We start from the raw sequence: 13697 nt of genomic DNA, 5'->3' as shown, positions 1-13697 counted from the left end.
ACGGATCCACGCGGCTCTGGCGCGGATGGCGCCGACGGGATACAAAAGTCTTGCGGCTGTGAGAGAGCGCTCTCTCACAATCGTGAGCTCTATCCGCCCCCCATCTGGATAGGCAGGCCCATGAGCATCATTCGTCCCCCCGATGTGAGAGAGCGCTCCCCAAGGCGGGTCGCCTTCCGGCGCGTCCTCGCTCTTACCGCTTCCGCCGCCGCGCTCGCCGCCTCCGGACTGGTGGCCGTCACCGGCCCCGCCGCCGCATCCCAGAACCGCGGGGAGCCCGACTTCGGGCCCAACGTCTTCGTGTACGACTCCTCGACGCCGGCCGCCGAGATCCAGGCCAAGCTCGACGAGCTGTACGCCCGGCAGGAGAACAACGAGATGGGCGTGAACCGGTACGCCGTGCTCTTCAAGCCGGGCCGGTACGACGTGGACGCGAGGGTCGGCTACTACACCACGGTCGCGGGGCTGGGCCGTACGCCCGACGACGTCGACATCCACGGCGCGGTCCGGGTCATCGGCCGGCCGGACCCGAACGCGCCGTCGGGCATCTCCGCGCTCACCAACTTCTGGCGTTCGGCCGAGAACCTGTCGGTGACGCCGACCGACTGGTCGAACCAGTGGGCCGTCTCGCAGGCCTCGCCGATGCGGCGGGTCCACATCAAGGGCGTCCTCTGGCTGGAACCCGGCAACGGCGGGTACTCGAGCGGCGGCTACATCGCCGACTCGAAGATCGACGGCATCACGATCAACGGCTCCCAGCAGCAGTGGCTGACCCGCGACAGCGAACTCGGCGACGTCTGGACCAACGGGGTGTGGAACCAGGTGTTCTCCGGAGTGAAGGGCGCTCCGCAGGAGGGCTTCCCCGACCCGCCCTACACGACGCTGCCCACCAGCCCCGTCACCCGCGAGAAGCCCTTTCTGTGCGTGGACGAGGCCGGCCGTTACCGGGTCTTCGTGCCGGGCCTGCGACGCGACACCTCCGGCACGACCTGGGCCGACGGCCGTCCGCAGCGGGGCTCGTCACTGCCGATCGAGAGCTTCTTCATCGCCAGACCGGGCGACAGCGCCCAGAAGATCAACCAGGAGCTGTCACGCGGCAGGCACCTCCTGCTCACCCCCGGCGTCTATCACCTCGACAGGGCACTGCGGGTCAAGCACAGGAACACGGTCGTGCTCGGACTGGGCATGCCGAGCCTCACCCCCGACACCGGTGAAGCGGCCCTGCGCATCGAGGACGTCGACGGCGTCCGCGTCGCCGGAGTGCTCGTCGACGCCGGGCCGCGCGAGTCCGCCGAGCTCGTCGAGGTGGGCAAGCGGAACGGCGGCCACAAGGATCATTCCGCCGACCCGATCTCGCTGCACGACGTGTTCTTCCGCATCGGCGGGCCGTGGGCGGGCCGGGCCAGGACGAGCCTCGTGGTCAACTCCGACGACACGATCCTCGACGACATCTGGGCCTGGCGCGCCGACCACGGCAACGGCGTCGGCTGGCGCACGAACACCGCCGACACCGGCGTCGTGGTGAACGGCGACGACGTCATCGCGTACGGCCTGTTCGTCGAGCACTACCAGAGGTACCAGACGATCTGGAACGGGCAGAACGGCCGCACGATCTTCTACCAGAGCGAGTTGCCGTACGACCCGCCCGGCCAGGAGGCGTGGCACAGCCCGACCGGCAAGGGGTGGGCCTCCTACAAGGTGTCCGACCGGGTGCGGCGCCATCAGGCGTGGGGCCTCGGCGTGTACTCCTACTTCAACCAGGGCGTGGACATCCGCGCCGACCGGGCGATCGAGGTCCCGAGGACTCCGGGCGTTCGCTTCCACAACATGATCACCGTCTTCCTCGACGGCAGCGGGGGCATCGAACGCACGATCAACGACGCGGGCACCCCGGTCGTCGGCTCGTACGGCACGAGCGCGATCGTCGGCTATCCGTGACCATCGGCCGCGACACGGCCGCTTCGCGGTGTGTCAGACCCCCTGGGGGAGGCGGAACAGACGGCCCGGGTCGTAGGCGGCCTTGACCCGGGCCAGCCGGGCGGCGTTCGCGCCGTAGTATTGCCGCCGCCAGCCCGTCAGCTCCGGGTCGATGTAGTTGACGTAGGCGTGGTCTCCGAAGTGCGGCCGCATCGCCGCGTGCGCCGCCCGCGCCCAGGCGGCGGCCCCCGTCCTGTGGGCATAGTACTGGACCGTGAACAGCGCCCGGCGGTGGGGGAAGGCGGTGGCGTCCGGCCGCACCCTGCCGATCGCGCCGCCGAGCGCGTCGAGCAGCACCGAGTGCCGTCCGGCCGTGCCCACCTGTCTGATCAGGGTTCTGATCCCGGTGGCCGACAGCGGCGCGTACGCGATGTGCGACTTGGCGGTGAACGCGTCGCGGACGAGCCGCCCCTTCGAGGTCTCTCCCGGAAGCGACCCGGGCCGGTGGCACTGCGCGACCGACAGGTCGGCGCACCCGGCCATGACCATCATCGCGTGGTCGTACGGCGACCGCGCCACATAGCGGCTCGACGGGCCGGCGCCGACGCGGTCCACCAGCCTGCGCAGCAGCCGCTCGCAGCCGGCCTTTCCCCCGACGTACAGGCCGCCCACCATGACGTCGGGAGACGGGTCGTGGCCGAGGTGGAGGTTCGACCACAGCTCGTCCGGTGCGTACGGCGCCCACGCCTGCCAGGCTCGTAGCACGGCCGCGGCCTTCGACCAGGGCCAGTGCAGGAAGAACAGCGTGACGTCCCGGATGGCGTGGGTGCGGAACGTGAACGACGTCGCCACGCCGAAGTTGCCGCCGCCGCCCCCGCGTGAGGCCCAGAAGAGATCGGGGTTCGACGTGGCCGAGCAGGTGAGCGTCCGCCCGTCGGCCGTCACGATCCGCACCGATTCCAGCACGTCGCAGGTGAGGCCGTACTTCCTGGACACGACGCCGAGGCCGCCGCCGAGGGTGAGCCCGGCGATGCCGACGGTCGGGCAGGAGCCGGCCGGGATGCTCACCCCGTGCGCGGCGAGCCTGGCGTACACGTCGACGAGCCGGGCTCCCGCGCCGATCGTGGCGTGGCCGCCGGAGTAGGAGACCCTGCTCATCGGCGACACGTCGATGACCAGCCCGTTCCGCGAGGTCGACCAGCCCGCGTAGCTGTGCCCGCCCGACCTGGAGGTCACCGGCACCCCGAACCGCCGGGCGAACGCCACGCACTCGGCCACGTCGGCCGCCGTCGCGCAGTAGGCGATGCCCGCCGGTCGCACCGAGTCGTACGCCGTGTTGAACAGACGGCGGGCCGGGTCGTAGGAGGCGTCCCCGGGCCGGATCAGGCGCCCGTCGAGGCCACGCCCCAGCGCCCTCCATTCGGCGGCGCTCGCACCGGCTGAGCCGGTCGCGCCGGTAGACAAGGTGCGACGGTCGGCCGTCGCGGCGCCGCACGCGGCCGTGCCGTACGCGAGAACGGTCCCGGCCATCGCCGAGACCCGCAGGAAGTTCCGCCTGTCCATGCCGGGTCACTCTCCGAGGTGTCGATTCACCTCGTTGAGACGCCCGGTGATCCGGTCCGGTTGGTCACATCTCGATCACCCTGTCCACTCCACGCCGTGGTGATCTCGCGCTAGGGCCTGTTCAGAAGTGGATCACCTGGGTGGTCCACTTCCGAAATGATCTTTGTGTGGGTCGGGGAGATTTAACCGCCGCGCAGTGGGCGATGCCGGAGCCGCTGTTGCCGGTGGGCAGGAAAGCGGGCCGTCCGCCGGTCTGGGCGAAGCGGCAGCTCATCGACGGGATCCGATGGCGAGTTCGGACTGGCGCGCCATGGCGGATGTTCCCGCGAGGTACGGACCGTGGCAGACGGTGTACGGGTTGTTTCGCCGCTGGCAGCGGAACGGAGTCTGGGCGCACGCATCCTTGTCGCGTTACAAGCGCACGCCGAGGGCCCGATGCGTGGGCGGACTTTTCAACGGGTGGTTCGTGCAGGGCTGTTAACTACGCTTGGTTCGTTCCGAGCACAGGACAGGGCTCACCCCCGCTGCGGTGAGCCCTGTTTCGGTGCCTCATCCGCTGACGGGCCACACCAGCATCGATCGCGGAGAAGTCCCTGTGAGGCATGCCCGCCGGCCCGCACCGGTCGGCATCGGAACGCGGAGGTGCAGTCCGCCTCAGCGATCAGGGCGCCTCCGACCCGAGCTGATCGGTGCGCAGCGCGACCGACAGCCAGGCGCTCAGTTCGGCCAAGTCGACGTCCTGGTCGGGATGGGTGGTTCCGTTGATCACGGCTACGAGGGCAAGGTAGCGGCCGTGCCCGTGGTCGTACTCCGGATCGTCGAGTGACTGCTGGTGGAGTTCGCTGGTCAAGCGGAAGCCCGCGGCCATGCGTTCGCGGAGTTCCACGGTCATCGGGGAGCCGACCGCGGCGGCGGCATCGTGGGCAAGGCGGGCAGCCAGCTCCCGTGCGTGAGAGGAGTCCGCGGGCAGGCCGCTGCGGAACGCCGCGAAGATCTGCTTCATCAGCGGCTGGCTGGTCGAGTGGATGAACTCCTGCACCGGCGTGGCGGTCATCTGCGCTGCCGGTCCGACGGCGAAGGTGTCATGCAGATACGAGCGGACAGCGGCGCGGAAGTCGTTGTCCCGCACCAGTTCCGCGAGTTCGATCCACGCGTGGAGTTGCGTGGCGGTCGGATCGTCGGGCAGGTGTGGTCGCATCGCGCTGAGCCGTGCGGCGAAGTCGTCGGGGACGACGGTGCTGACGTCGGCCCAGAAGTCGTCGATCAGCCGTTCGCGCTCCTCGTCGGACATCGAGACGAGTTCGCGCATCAGCACCACCCGTGCGGCCGGATCGTCCTGTCCGGCCAGCGCCCGGAGCACCGCACGCCTGGCCCGCAGTTCGTTCTCCTGCCGCTCGACCAGCTCCAGGTGTTCGGCGAGCAGGGTGCGCAGGGTGGTCTCACCGCCGAGCAGCCGCCGGACCTCGTCCAGGCCGGTGCCGAGGTCGCGGAGGGTGCGGATGAGTTCGAAACGGGCGATGGCGTGCAAGTCGTACAGCCGGTTCCCGGCGGCGGTCGTTTCCGTCGGCGCGACGATGCCTTCGTCGGAGTAGTAGCGGATGGCGCTGACCGCCAGTCCGGTCCGGCGCGCCACATCTCCGATGGGGTACAAGCAGTCGTTGGGCATGCCGCCCACTATGCGACCTCAAGCAGCTTGAGACGCAACCCCGATCGCCCGGGAACCGGCTCGCGCCTGCGGGTCCGCAGCTCCACATCGAGCCAGACCTGCTCACCGAATCAGGGCGCATCGACCTGCACATCCACCGAAACGACCGACTCGGAGCGATCCTCCATGAATACACACATTGTCGCTTGAGCTGCGCGGACGTAATTTCTGACAAACGCACAGTCTCTATTAGGAGATCTCCCACTTCTCGCTGGCGCGTCCTAGCCAGACGGCAATCCCAGCTTATCAAAAAACGCCCTGTTTCGTTCCGTAGCTGCATTCGCGAGTCTGTCGAATGAGATAACCTCGATGTAAGCCTTTGTGGATTCATTAAAGCCGAAGTAACCGAGACCGTCATGAGTTCGGCGCAGATTTGCATACTCGCACCGGCTCACCAGCGTCGGCGTGAGGTCGGCCACGATGTGGCAGAAGGCGGGAGATTCCTGAGACGCTGGGATCGGTCGCCCCGAAGCCGTCAGCACGCCGCCGTTACGAACGCGCTTCACATAGTTTAGGGGGAGTGGGCCTACCTGCGCCCCTACGCCAGCAACGACCAACGCACCGAAGCACTGAGGGACTTCCTGCATCAGTACAACTACCATCGCTGCCACACCGCACTCGGAGGCCGGCCACCGATCAGCCGTGTCAACAACCCTGCGGGTCAATACAGCCAGGGCCTGTTTCACAAGTGGATCACATGGGTGGTCCACTTCTGAAACAGGCCCTAGTTCTGCCGGGGATCGAAGGACCACCAGGAATACAGCGCCAAAGTGAGGCCGATGGCGACGGTGCCGACAAGCATGATCACGGTGAGTGCCGGAATCGGGAGCACGAAGCCGAATATCACCAGGAACAGCCCCAGCCCGGCCAGCAGCCGTCCACCCAGCCGTTGCGTACGCCGCGAGATCTTCCGCTCCTGCGCCGCCCATCGATCGCCCCCGCCGGCGGCCGAGCCGCCCCGGCTCTTCGGTAGATAGTTGCCGAGCAGCAGGTAGAGAACGCCCACCCCGGCCATGGCGACGCGAACGGCCGGGAGCTGTCCACCGGCGGCATTGAGGATGGTCACGGCGTGCAGAGCGGATATCAAAAGGAGCGCGCCGATCCAGGCCACGATGTAAACACGGGCGGAGCCCATGCGCTCCCGGGAAACGAGACGGGGCAGCAGGGTGAACAGGGCGCTGAAGGCGAGCATGATCAGCGGAGCCTGGATGAGGGCGGGCAGCTTGTCGCTGAAGCCGTCCGCCTCGCCGGAAGCCCCCCAGTGTGTGGGGATCCGGGCGTCGTCCGGAATGTGGATCCATCCCCAGACCGACATCCCCGCCGACGCGAGTAAGGCGATGGCCGTACCGATGAGCCCTGGGCGTACGTCAAGGCGCTTACCGTCGGTGGACGCCGCGGATCCGGCGGATTCGGTGGATTCGTCAGTCATCGGCTCCCCTCTCGTTTCCGATCTTGAACAGGTCGAGGAGTGCACCCAGCGCCTCCTCCAACAGGGTCAGATGCAGGTGGTAGACGATCGATGTCCCGTGTCTCTCGCCGAAGATCAGACCTGCCTCCCGGAGCAGGCGCAGATGTCCGGACAGGGTGGGTTTGGCGATCTCGAAGTGCTCGGCGAGTTCACCCGCCGACCGCTCCTGCTGCCGCAGCAGCGCGATGATCTGGCGGCGGGTCGGGTGGGCGAGCGCTTCGTAGACCCTGTTCATCGGATGCCGGCCCTGCCTCGGAGATCCTCCTTCGCTTGTTAGCGAATTACCGAAATAATATCAGCAAGATCCCTTGTGAGAACGGAGCGGTTCCGGCCGTTCAGCGTGGAGGCAGCGGCGCACCCGGAGCCGGCGGCGCTGTCGGTGATGCCCACGGTGATGAACTGGGCTTTGTACTCGGCAGGGCTGAGCTCGCGGGGCCGCCAGAATTCATGCCATTCAGGTTGCCGTAGCCGTGCCTGTCGGTCATGCTCGGCCGCCAGTTGCTCGGCCAGTTCCTCGCCTCGGGCGTTGGCGAACAGGCCGTCGCGGGCAGTCTCTATTTCCCGTTCCAGCAGCCGCAATGCCTCGGTCGAGGACAGCACCCCGATTCCCGCGGCCATGGCGAGGGTGCCAAGCTCGGCGAATTCGACCGACCCTGAACCCGCCGGGCGACCTGATCGCCGCCGATGACGCCCGAGAGCCGCCACACCCGGGGGCGGCTCTCTGGATGAGCACCTGGAGCTTACGGCTTCCCGAAAGGCGAGATTTTGGTCACGAGAACTGGCTTTTGGGGCGCGGGCATGGTTGGCTTGACCACGTGATCATGCTGGTGATCCGTCGTCACGTCGACTACCTGCGCGTTGCCAGCGCCATCTGTCCCGCTGTCATGCGCTGATGGCGCGCTGAGGCCATGACGCGCCGCCTCACCGGCGCCCACGACTCCTTCCTGTCACGGCCGCCCGGGTCTCGTCCGGGGCGGCGTTCCCATTCCTGCCCGATGTCGTGCCGGGGAATGATCACATGCCCCACCGCCCGCCGGACCATGAGGACCGCGCGTGGCCGGTGCCGTACAAGGCGCATGACTACCAGCTGTAAACCGGTTTCAGGCTGTCCGATACCCTACGGAGAACCATGAGCGAGCAGCACACCGAATCCGCCCCCGCCTCCGCGACCTGGTCTTTCGAGACCAAGCAGGTGCATTCCGGAGCCGTACCCGACCCGACCACGGGGGCCCGGGCGGTGCCGATCTACCAGACCACCTCGTTTGTCTTCCGCGACACCGAGCACGCGGCGAACGTGTTCGCCCTGGCCGAGCCGGGCAACATCTACACCCGCATCCACAACCCCACACAGGACGTCTTCGAGCAGCGCGTCACCGCACTCGAAGGCGGCGTCGCCGCCGTGGCCCTCGCCTCCGGGCAGGCCGCCGAGACCATGGCGATCCTGAACCTGGCCGGCTCCGGCGACCACGTGGTCTCCAGCTCCACGATCTACGGCGGCACCTACAACCTGCTCCGCCACACGATGCGCAAGCTCGGCATCGAGGTGACCTTCGTCGACCCCGACGACATGGACGCCTGGCGGGACGCGATCCGCCCGAACACCAAGGCGCTGTTCGCCGAGTCCGTCGGCAACCCCAAGGGCAACGTGCTGGACGCACGGGCCGTCGCGGACATCGCACACGCCGCGGGCGTCCCGCTGATCGTGGACAACACGCTGCCCACGCCGTACCTGATGCGTCCGCTCGAGCACGGCGCCGACATCGTCGTGCACTCGGCGACGAAGTTCATCGGCGGCCACGGCACGACCATCGCCGGTGTCGTGGTGGACGGCGGCACCTTCGACTTCGGCGCCCACCCCGAGCGCTTCCCCGACTTCACCGAGCCCGACCCCACCTACAACGGCCTGCGTTACTGGCCGGCTCTCGGCCCGGGGGCGTACGCCATCAAGCTCCGCGTCCAACTGCTGCGCGACCTCGGCATGGCGCTGTCCCCGCACTCCGCCTTCCTCCTGCTCCAGGGCGTGGAGACGCTGTCCCTGCGGATGGAGCGGCACTCGGCCAACGCCCAGGCCCTGGCCGAATGGCTGGAGCAGCGTGACGAGGTCGCGGCGGTGCACCACCCCGGCCTGCCCTCCAGCCGCTGGCACGAGGCATGCCGGCGCTACCTGCCGCGCGGCGCCGGGGCGGTCTTCGCCTTCGAACTGCGCGACGGCATCGAGGCGGGCAAGCGCTTCGTCGAGGGCGTGGAGCTGTTCAGCCACCTGGCCAACATGGGCGACGTGCGCAGCCTGATCATCCACCCGGCGTCGACGACCCACAGCCAGCTGAACGAGGAGGAGCTGGCCGCCGCCGGCGTCGCGCCCGGGCTGGTACGACTGTCGGTCGGCATCGAGAACATCGACGACCTCAAGGCCGACCTGGAGGCCGGGTTCCGCGCGGCCAAGGCGGCGTCTTGACCGTACGGCAGGGCACGGCGAACCTTCCGCCACCGCCGGCGACCGGTGCGTGGCAGGAGGGGGACCCTCCGGGCGACCGTCGCTGGGTGACGCTGGGCGGCCCGCTTCCGCTGGAGGCGGGCGGCGAGCTGCCCGGCGTCCGCATCGCGTACGAGACCTGGGGGCGCCTCGCGCCGGACGCGTCCAACGCGGTCCTGGTGCTGCACGCGCTGACCGGAGACAGCCATGTCGTCGGCCCGGCCGGGCCGGGCCACCCGACCGCCGGCTGGTGGGAGGGGCTCATCGGGCCGGGCCGCGCGCTCGACACCGACCGCTGGTTCGTCGTCGCACCCAACGTGCTGGGCGGCTGCCAGGGCAGCACGGGCCCCGCCTCACGCCGTCCCGACGGGCGGCGCTGGGGCGGGACCTTCCCGTTCCTGACCCAACGTGACCAGGTGGCGGCCGAGGCCCAGCTGGCGGACGCGCTGGGGATCGACAGCTGGGCGCTCGTGATCGGCGGGTCGATGGGCGGGATGCGGGCGCTGGAATGGGCCGCGACCCACCCGGATCGGGTGCGGTCGCTGCTGCTGCTGGCCTCCACGGCGGCGGCCAGCGCCGAGCAGATCGCCTGGGCGAGCATCCAACTGCACGCCATCCGCTCCGATCCCGGCTGGCGCGGGGGCGACTACCACGACGCCGGGCCGGGGCGGGGTCCCCACGCGGGGCTCGGCATCGCGCGGCGGCTGGCCCACGTGACGTACCGCTGCGAGCCCGAGCTGCAGGCCCGGTTCGGCCGGTCGCCGCAGGGGGCCGAGGACCCCTGGCGGGGCGGCCGTTACCAGGTGGAGTCGTACCTCGACCATCATGCCGACAAGCTGGTACGCCGGTTCGACGCGGGCAGCTATGTGACGCTGGCCGAGGCGATGAACGCCCACGACGTCGGCCGGGGGCGCGGTGGTACGGCTGCCGCGCTGCGGCGGGTCACCGCCCGCACGATCGTGGCCGGCATCGACTCCGACCGGCTCTATCCGCTCGTCCAGCAGGCGGAGCTCGCCGACGGCATCCCCGGCGCGGACCGGCTGCGCGTGATCGAGTCGCCGAACGGCCACGACGGCTTCCTCATCGAGGTCGACCAGGTCGCCTCCCTGGTCAGGGAACTCACCGCCGACCAGACGGTCCGCCTCTGCCAGGGGGCGCGCTGAAGCCGAGGTCGTCATGAGGGTGCGGCGATGTCCAAGGTCGTCATGGGGCGCAGCGATGATCGTCTATCTTTGCCGACATGACGGATATGTCGGCTGCGCTACCGGCCGAGGACCAGTGGGAGTTGCTGGCATCACACGGCTTCCAGAAGCTCTTCATCGGGACCTGGGTGGAGGGCGATGACCCGGAGGAGATCGCCGGACTGATCGGGGCGGACCCGGCGCGGCGGCTGGAATGCGACCTGAACACGGCGATGCGCTGGTATCAGCCGGTCGGGGGTCCGGAAATCGTGTGGATCGGTGCGCACAGCCCGGGCTGGACGCACATCACCGGCATCAGCGGCGTGCCCACTGTGGTCAGGGAGGCCGGCTCGAACGGACGACGTGCCTTGCAGTTGCTACAGGACGAGGACGTCATGGGGCTCCAGGATCTCGAACTCTTCGTCGATGGCAGGCTCGCGGATGACCTCGGCCGGTTCCATGAGGGGCCGCTGGAGCCGGGGTCGTTCTTCGAGCCGTACGTCCAGGGGCTGGACCTCGACCCGGATGCCGACGACGAGTGGATGGCGCATGTCTTCCTCTGCGTCCTGGGCCGGATCACCGGGCGGTTCATCGATCGGGACTGGTTCTCCTTGCCCGGAATTCTCTGCCGCCTTCAGGAAAGGACGGCGGAGCGGTGACGTACGCGGGCGACATGAGCAACGCCTTCCCGGCGCAGGACCAGTGGCAGGCGCTGGCCTCGTGCGGCTTCCAGCAGTGGTTCGCCGGAACCTGGGTGGAGGGCGATGACCCGGAGGAGATCGCGCGTCTGCTGCGGGTCGATCCCGACTCGGCCGAGCGATGCGATCTCGGTTCGGCGATGCGCTGGTACGAGCCGATGGCGTTCAAGGAGATGGTCTGGATCGGCGAGCACGCGCCGGGATGGACGCATGTCATCAGCATCAGCGGGCCGCCGCTGACCACCCGTGATCTGGCCGCCGCCGGGCGCCGCTTCATGCAGGTCATATGGTACGCGGACGGCATCGGCGTGCACGACCTCGTGTACGGCGATGGCCGGGCCGTCGGCGCGTTGAGCCCGCTGGACATCCGAAATGTCCCCCAGGGGTCGATGTTCGACGGGTACAACGGGGGGCTCCCCAGCCACTGGGGGATCGTCGACTTCTCCACGACGGGCCCCGCCCGCCCGGTCGGAACTCTGAAGCTGTGGCTGGACAACTGGTTCTGTCTGGTCGGCCGGATCACCGGGCGGTTCATCGATCGGGACTGGCTCAACGCGACGCGGACGCTCTACCGGATCCCTCTCGGTACCATCATCCGGTAGCAGCCGTTTTCCGCTCGAGCACGGCACGCGTACGGCGTCGGCGAGGTCGGCCACGCCGCCCATGCGCGTCAAGAGGCCGCCATGAGATCACGCAAGGATCAGGTAGGTATGCGCGATGCGCCTGCGGCCGGATGAGCGGGTGGAGCTCGAGCCGGCTCGGGCCGTACCGCTGACCGAGCTGCACGACGACCGGCTCGAGCGGGCCGGGGTGCGGCTGCTGCTCAAGCGCGATGACCTGCTGCATCCGCTGCTGCCCGGCAACAAGTACCGCAAGCTGCGCCACAACCTGACCCGCGCCGCCGAGCTCGGCCACGACACGCTGCTGACGTACGGCGGGGCCTACTCCAACCACATCCGCGCCGTGGCGGCGGCGGGCGCCGAGTTCGGGTTCCGTACGATCGGCGTCATCCGGGGCGAGGAGCATCTGCCGCTCAACGACACGCTGGCGTTCGCGACCGGGTGTGGGATGCGGCTGGTGTACATCGACCGTACGAGCTATCGGGCCAAGGACGACCCGGAGGCCGTCGAGGCGCTGCGGCGACGGTTCGGCGACTTCTACCGGCTGCCCGAGGGCGGCAGCAACGACCTGGCGGTGCGCGGCTGCGCCGAGCTGCCGGCCGAGATCGACGTGCCGTTCGACGTCGTCTGCTGTCCGGTGGGGACCGGCGGCACGCTGGCCGGCATCGCCGCGGGGCTGGCCCCCGGCCGGCGTGCGCTCGGATTCTCCGTGCTCAAGGGCGGCCGGTTCCTCGCCGAGACCGTTGCCCGCCTCCAGCAGGTCACGTACGACACCGTGACGGCGAACTGGTCGATCAATTACGACTTCCACGCGGGCGGCTACGCCAGGCGCGACGCCGACCTCGACGCCTTCATCGCCGGCTTCGCCGACCGCCACGGCATGGTGCTGGAGTGGGTCTACGTCGCCAAGATGCTCTGGGGGATCTTCACCCTGGCCGACCTCGGCGAGTTCCATCCGGGCACGATCATCGTCGCCGTGATCACCGCCCCTGTCGGCAGGGAGTAATGCCGTCAACCCGTGTGATCTGCGGTTATTTCGCCGAACTTTCACATTTGACGCCGTTCCCCGGATGGGCCGGGCGGGCCGTACGACATGGGCCGCGGGCTTTGGTGATTCAGCGTGCATCGAGTTGACGTCTGTGGTGTTATGGGGTGATATCGGGGACGGCGGTCGAGCTTCTGATCAATGGGGATCGAGGGGCGTGCCGCCGGAGGGGTGACGTATGCCTGTGACGCCGAGTCGGCGAGCCGGGGCGGGGGACGGTGAACCCCCTCCGCGTAGCTTCGGAGAAGAAGGCGGGCGCCTTTCCTACGGAGGCTACCTCCGGCTGCCCGGTCTCCTCGCCCAGCAGGAACCCCGGTCCGGTGCCAGCGACGAACTGCTGTTCATCACCGTCCACCAGGTCTACGAGCTCTGGTTCAAGCTGCTGCTGCACGAGCTGGAGCGGATCAGGGACGCGATGATCGAGGGCTCGCTGTGGCGGGCCAGACACCTGTTCCGCCGGGTCCACTCGGTGGAGCGGGTCATGGTCGAGCAGGTGCAGGTCATCGAGACCATGACACCGCAGGACTTCCTCGAGTTCCGGTCGGTGCTCGCACCGGCGAGCGGGTTCCAGTCGGTCCAGTTCCGCGAGCTGGAGTTCATCTCCGGGGTGAAGGATCCGGCGTATCTGACCCGGCTGCGGGATGTCGGCGACGCGGAAACCGCTCGGCTCAAACGGCGACTGGCGGAGCCGTCCCTGTGGGATGCTTACCTCACCGCTCTCTCCCAGCGTGGCCTGCCGATCTCCGACGACGAGATCATGGACTCCCTGCTGGCGGTGGCAAGGGACCGCGGATCGCACGATGATCTGTGGGAGCTCGCCGAGGATCTCCTCACCCACGACGAGACCACCGCTCTGTGGCGGATGCGGCACGTCCAGATGGTCGAACGCCAGATCGGCACCAAATCCGGCACCGGTGGGTCGTCCGGCGCGCCGTACCTGAGAGGGCGGACGCGCATGCATTTCTTCCCCCTTCTCTGGGAACTACGGGCGTGGCTTTGATTTCTCAAGGCTCACAAAGGAGTGAGT

12 protein-coding genes and 2 pseudogenes are annotated in these 13697 nt (G+C 68.7%); 9 read left to right on the top strand and 5 right to left on the bottom strand.

Annotation, left to right across the window (positions count from 1 at the left end):
• Positions 1-144 precede the first annotated feature (144 nt).
• On the top strand, positions 145-1938 hold the full coding sequence (locus AP234_RS03345) for an adenylyl cyclase (RefSeq protein ID WP_235557931.1): 1794 nt from the start codon (positions 145-147) through the stop codon (positions 1936-1938).
• Positions 1939-1971: 33 nt separating this feature from the next.
• Here AP234_RS03345 and AP234_RS03340 read toward each other — a convergent pair whose 3' ends face one another.
• A complete protein-coding gene (locus AP234_RS03340) occupies positions 1972-3480 on the bottom strand; it encodes an FAD-binding oxidoreductase (RefSeq protein ID WP_055477982.1) in 1509 nt (502 codons plus the stop codon).
• A 140-nt stretch (positions 3481-3620) separates the two neighbouring features.
• On the opposite strand from AP234_RS03340, the pseudogene AP234_RS39375 reads away from it, so the two are divergent.
• Positions 3621-3961: pseudogene (locus AP234_RS39375) on the top strand (transposase).
• A 180-nt stretch (positions 3962-4141) separates the two neighbouring features.
• On the opposite strand, the gene AP234_RS03335 reads toward AP234_RS39375, so the two are convergent.
• Positions 4142-5146, bottom strand: coding sequence for a MerR family transcriptional regulator (locus tag AP234_RS03335; RefSeq protein ID WP_055478234.1), 1005 nt, complete (start codon positions 5144-5146; stop codon positions 4142-4144).
• 557 nt (positions 5147-5703) lie between these two features.
• Here AP234_RS03335 and AP234_RS34570 point away from each other — a divergent pair.
• Positions 5704-5901, top strand: a pseudogene (locus tag AP234_RS34570) (integrase core domain-containing protein); the annotation flags it as partial.
• 8 nt (positions 5902-5909) lie between these two features.
• Here the strand turns inward: AP234_RS34570 and AP234_RS03330 are convergent.
• Genes AP234_RS03330 through AP234_RS03320 form a run of 3 tightly spaced genes read right to left on the bottom strand, consistent with a single transcriptional unit; the run spans position 5910 to position 7271 of the window.
• On the bottom strand, positions 5910-6614 hold the full coding sequence (locus AP234_RS03330) for a DUF1648 domain-containing protein (protein ID WP_055477981.1): 705 nt from the start codon (positions 6612-6614) through the stop codon (positions 5910-5912).
• Positions 6607-6888: a metalloregulator ArsR/SmtB family transcription factor gene (locus tag AP234_RS03325; RefSeq protein WP_055477980.1), complete on the bottom strand. Its 282-nt coding sequence runs from the start codon at positions 6886-6888 to the stop codon at positions 6607-6609. Before AP234_RS03325 ends, AP234_RS03330 begins: the two co-directional genes overlap by 8 nt.
• Before the next feature lie 38 nt (positions 6889-6926).
• Positions 6927-7271 (bottom strand): hypothetical protein, encoded by a 345-nt coding sequence (locus tag AP234_RS03320; RefSeq protein WP_055477979.1) that lies wholly within the window; start codon positions 7269-7271, stop codon positions 6927-6929.
• A 511-nt stretch (positions 7272-7782) separates the two neighbouring features.
• Here AP234_RS03320 and AP234_RS03315 point away from each other — a divergent pair.
• The 6 genes from AP234_RS03315 to AP234_RS03290 all read left to right on the top strand — a co-directional run bounded on the left by AP234_RS03315 (position 7783) and on the right by AP234_RS03290 (position 13670).
• A complete protein-coding gene (locus tag AP234_RS03315; RefSeq protein ID WP_055477978.1) occupies positions 7783-9108 on the top strand; it encodes a bifunctional o-acetylhomoserine/o-acetylserine sulfhydrylase in 1326 nt (441 codons plus the stop codon).
• The gene (gene metX, locus AP234_RS03310) at positions 9105-10289 is read left to right on the top strand and encodes a homoserine O-acetyltransferase MetX (protein WP_083501718.1); all 1185 of its coding nucleotides are present in this window, start codon (positions 9105-9107) and stop codon (positions 10287-10289) included. The genes AP234_RS03315 and metX overlap by 4 nt, the downstream gene beginning before the upstream one ends.
• A gap of 77 nt (positions 10290-10366) precedes the next feature.
• Positions 10367-10966 carry a hypothetical protein gene (locus AP234_RS03305; protein WP_055477977.1) on the top strand — a complete coding sequence of 200 codons (600 nt, stop codon included), beginning with the start codon at positions 10367-10369 and terminating at the stop codon, positions 10964-10966.
• Positions 10963-11607, top strand: a complete 645-nt coding sequence (locus tag AP234_RS03300) for a hypothetical protein (protein ID WP_055477976.1) — start codon at positions 10963-10965, stop codon at positions 11605-11607. Before AP234_RS03305 ends, AP234_RS03300 begins: the two co-directional genes overlap by 4 nt.
• Before the next feature lie 115 nt (positions 11608-11722).
• On the top strand, positions 11723-12631 hold the full coding sequence (locus AP234_RS03295) for a pyridoxal-phosphate dependent enzyme (protein WP_055477975.1): 909 nt from the start codon (positions 11723-11725) through the stop codon (positions 12629-12631).
• Positions 12632-12848: 217 nt separating this feature from the next.
• A complete protein-coding gene (locus tag AP234_RS03290) occupies positions 12849-13670 on the top strand; it encodes a tryptophan 2,3-dioxygenase family protein (protein ID WP_055477974.1) in 822 nt (273 codons plus the stop codon).
• Positions 13671-13697 lie beyond the last annotated feature (27 nt).

It is taken from the genome of Sphaerimonospora mesophila, from assembly GCF_001417795.1.
In the GTDB taxonomy this organism is placed as follows: Bacteria; Actinomycetota; Actinomycetes; order Streptosporangiales; family Streptosporangiaceae; genus Sphaerimonospora; species Sphaerimonospora mesophila.
This window is presented reverse-complemented; position numbering and strand designations above follow the sequence as displayed.

Excerpts from the sequence above, each read along its gene's own strand:
- AP234_RS03340 (WP_055477982.1), bottom strand. The coding sequence starts at position 3,480 with ATGGACAGGCGGAACTTCCTGCGGGTCTCGGCGATGGCCGGGACCGTT.
- AP234_RS03335 (WP_055478234.1), bottom strand. The coding sequence starts at position 5,146 with ATGCCCAACGACTGCTTGTACCCCATCGGAGATGTGGCGCGCCGGACC.
- AP234_RS03330 (WP_055477981.1), bottom strand. The coding sequence starts at position 6,614 with ATGACTGACGAATCCACCGAATCCGCCGGATCCGCGGCGTCCACCGAC.
- AP234_RS03325 (WP_055477980.1), bottom strand. The coding sequence starts at position 6,888 with ATGAACAGGGTCTACGAAGCGCTCGCCCACCCGACCCGCCGCCAGATC.
- AP234_RS03320 (WP_055477979.1), bottom strand. The coding sequence starts at position 7,271 with ATGGCCGCGGGAATCGGGGTGCTGTCCTCGACCGAGGCATTGCGGCTG.
- AP234_RS03315 (WP_055477978.1), top strand. The coding sequence starts at position 7,783 with ATGAGCGAGCAGCACACCGAATCCGCCCCCGCCTCCGCGACCTGGTCT.
- AP234_RS03305 (WP_055477977.1), top strand. The coding sequence starts at position 10,367 with ATGACGGATATGTCGGCTGCGCTACCGGCCGAGGACCAGTGGGAGTTG.
- AP234_RS03295 (WP_055477975.1), top strand. The coding sequence starts at position 11,723 with ATGCGCCTGCGGCCGGATGAGCGGGTGGAGCTCGAGCCGGCTCGGGCC.
- AP234_RS03290 (WP_055477974.1), top strand. The coding sequence starts at position 12,849 with ATGCCTGTGACGCCGAGTCGGCGAGCCGGGGCGGGGGACGGTGAACCC.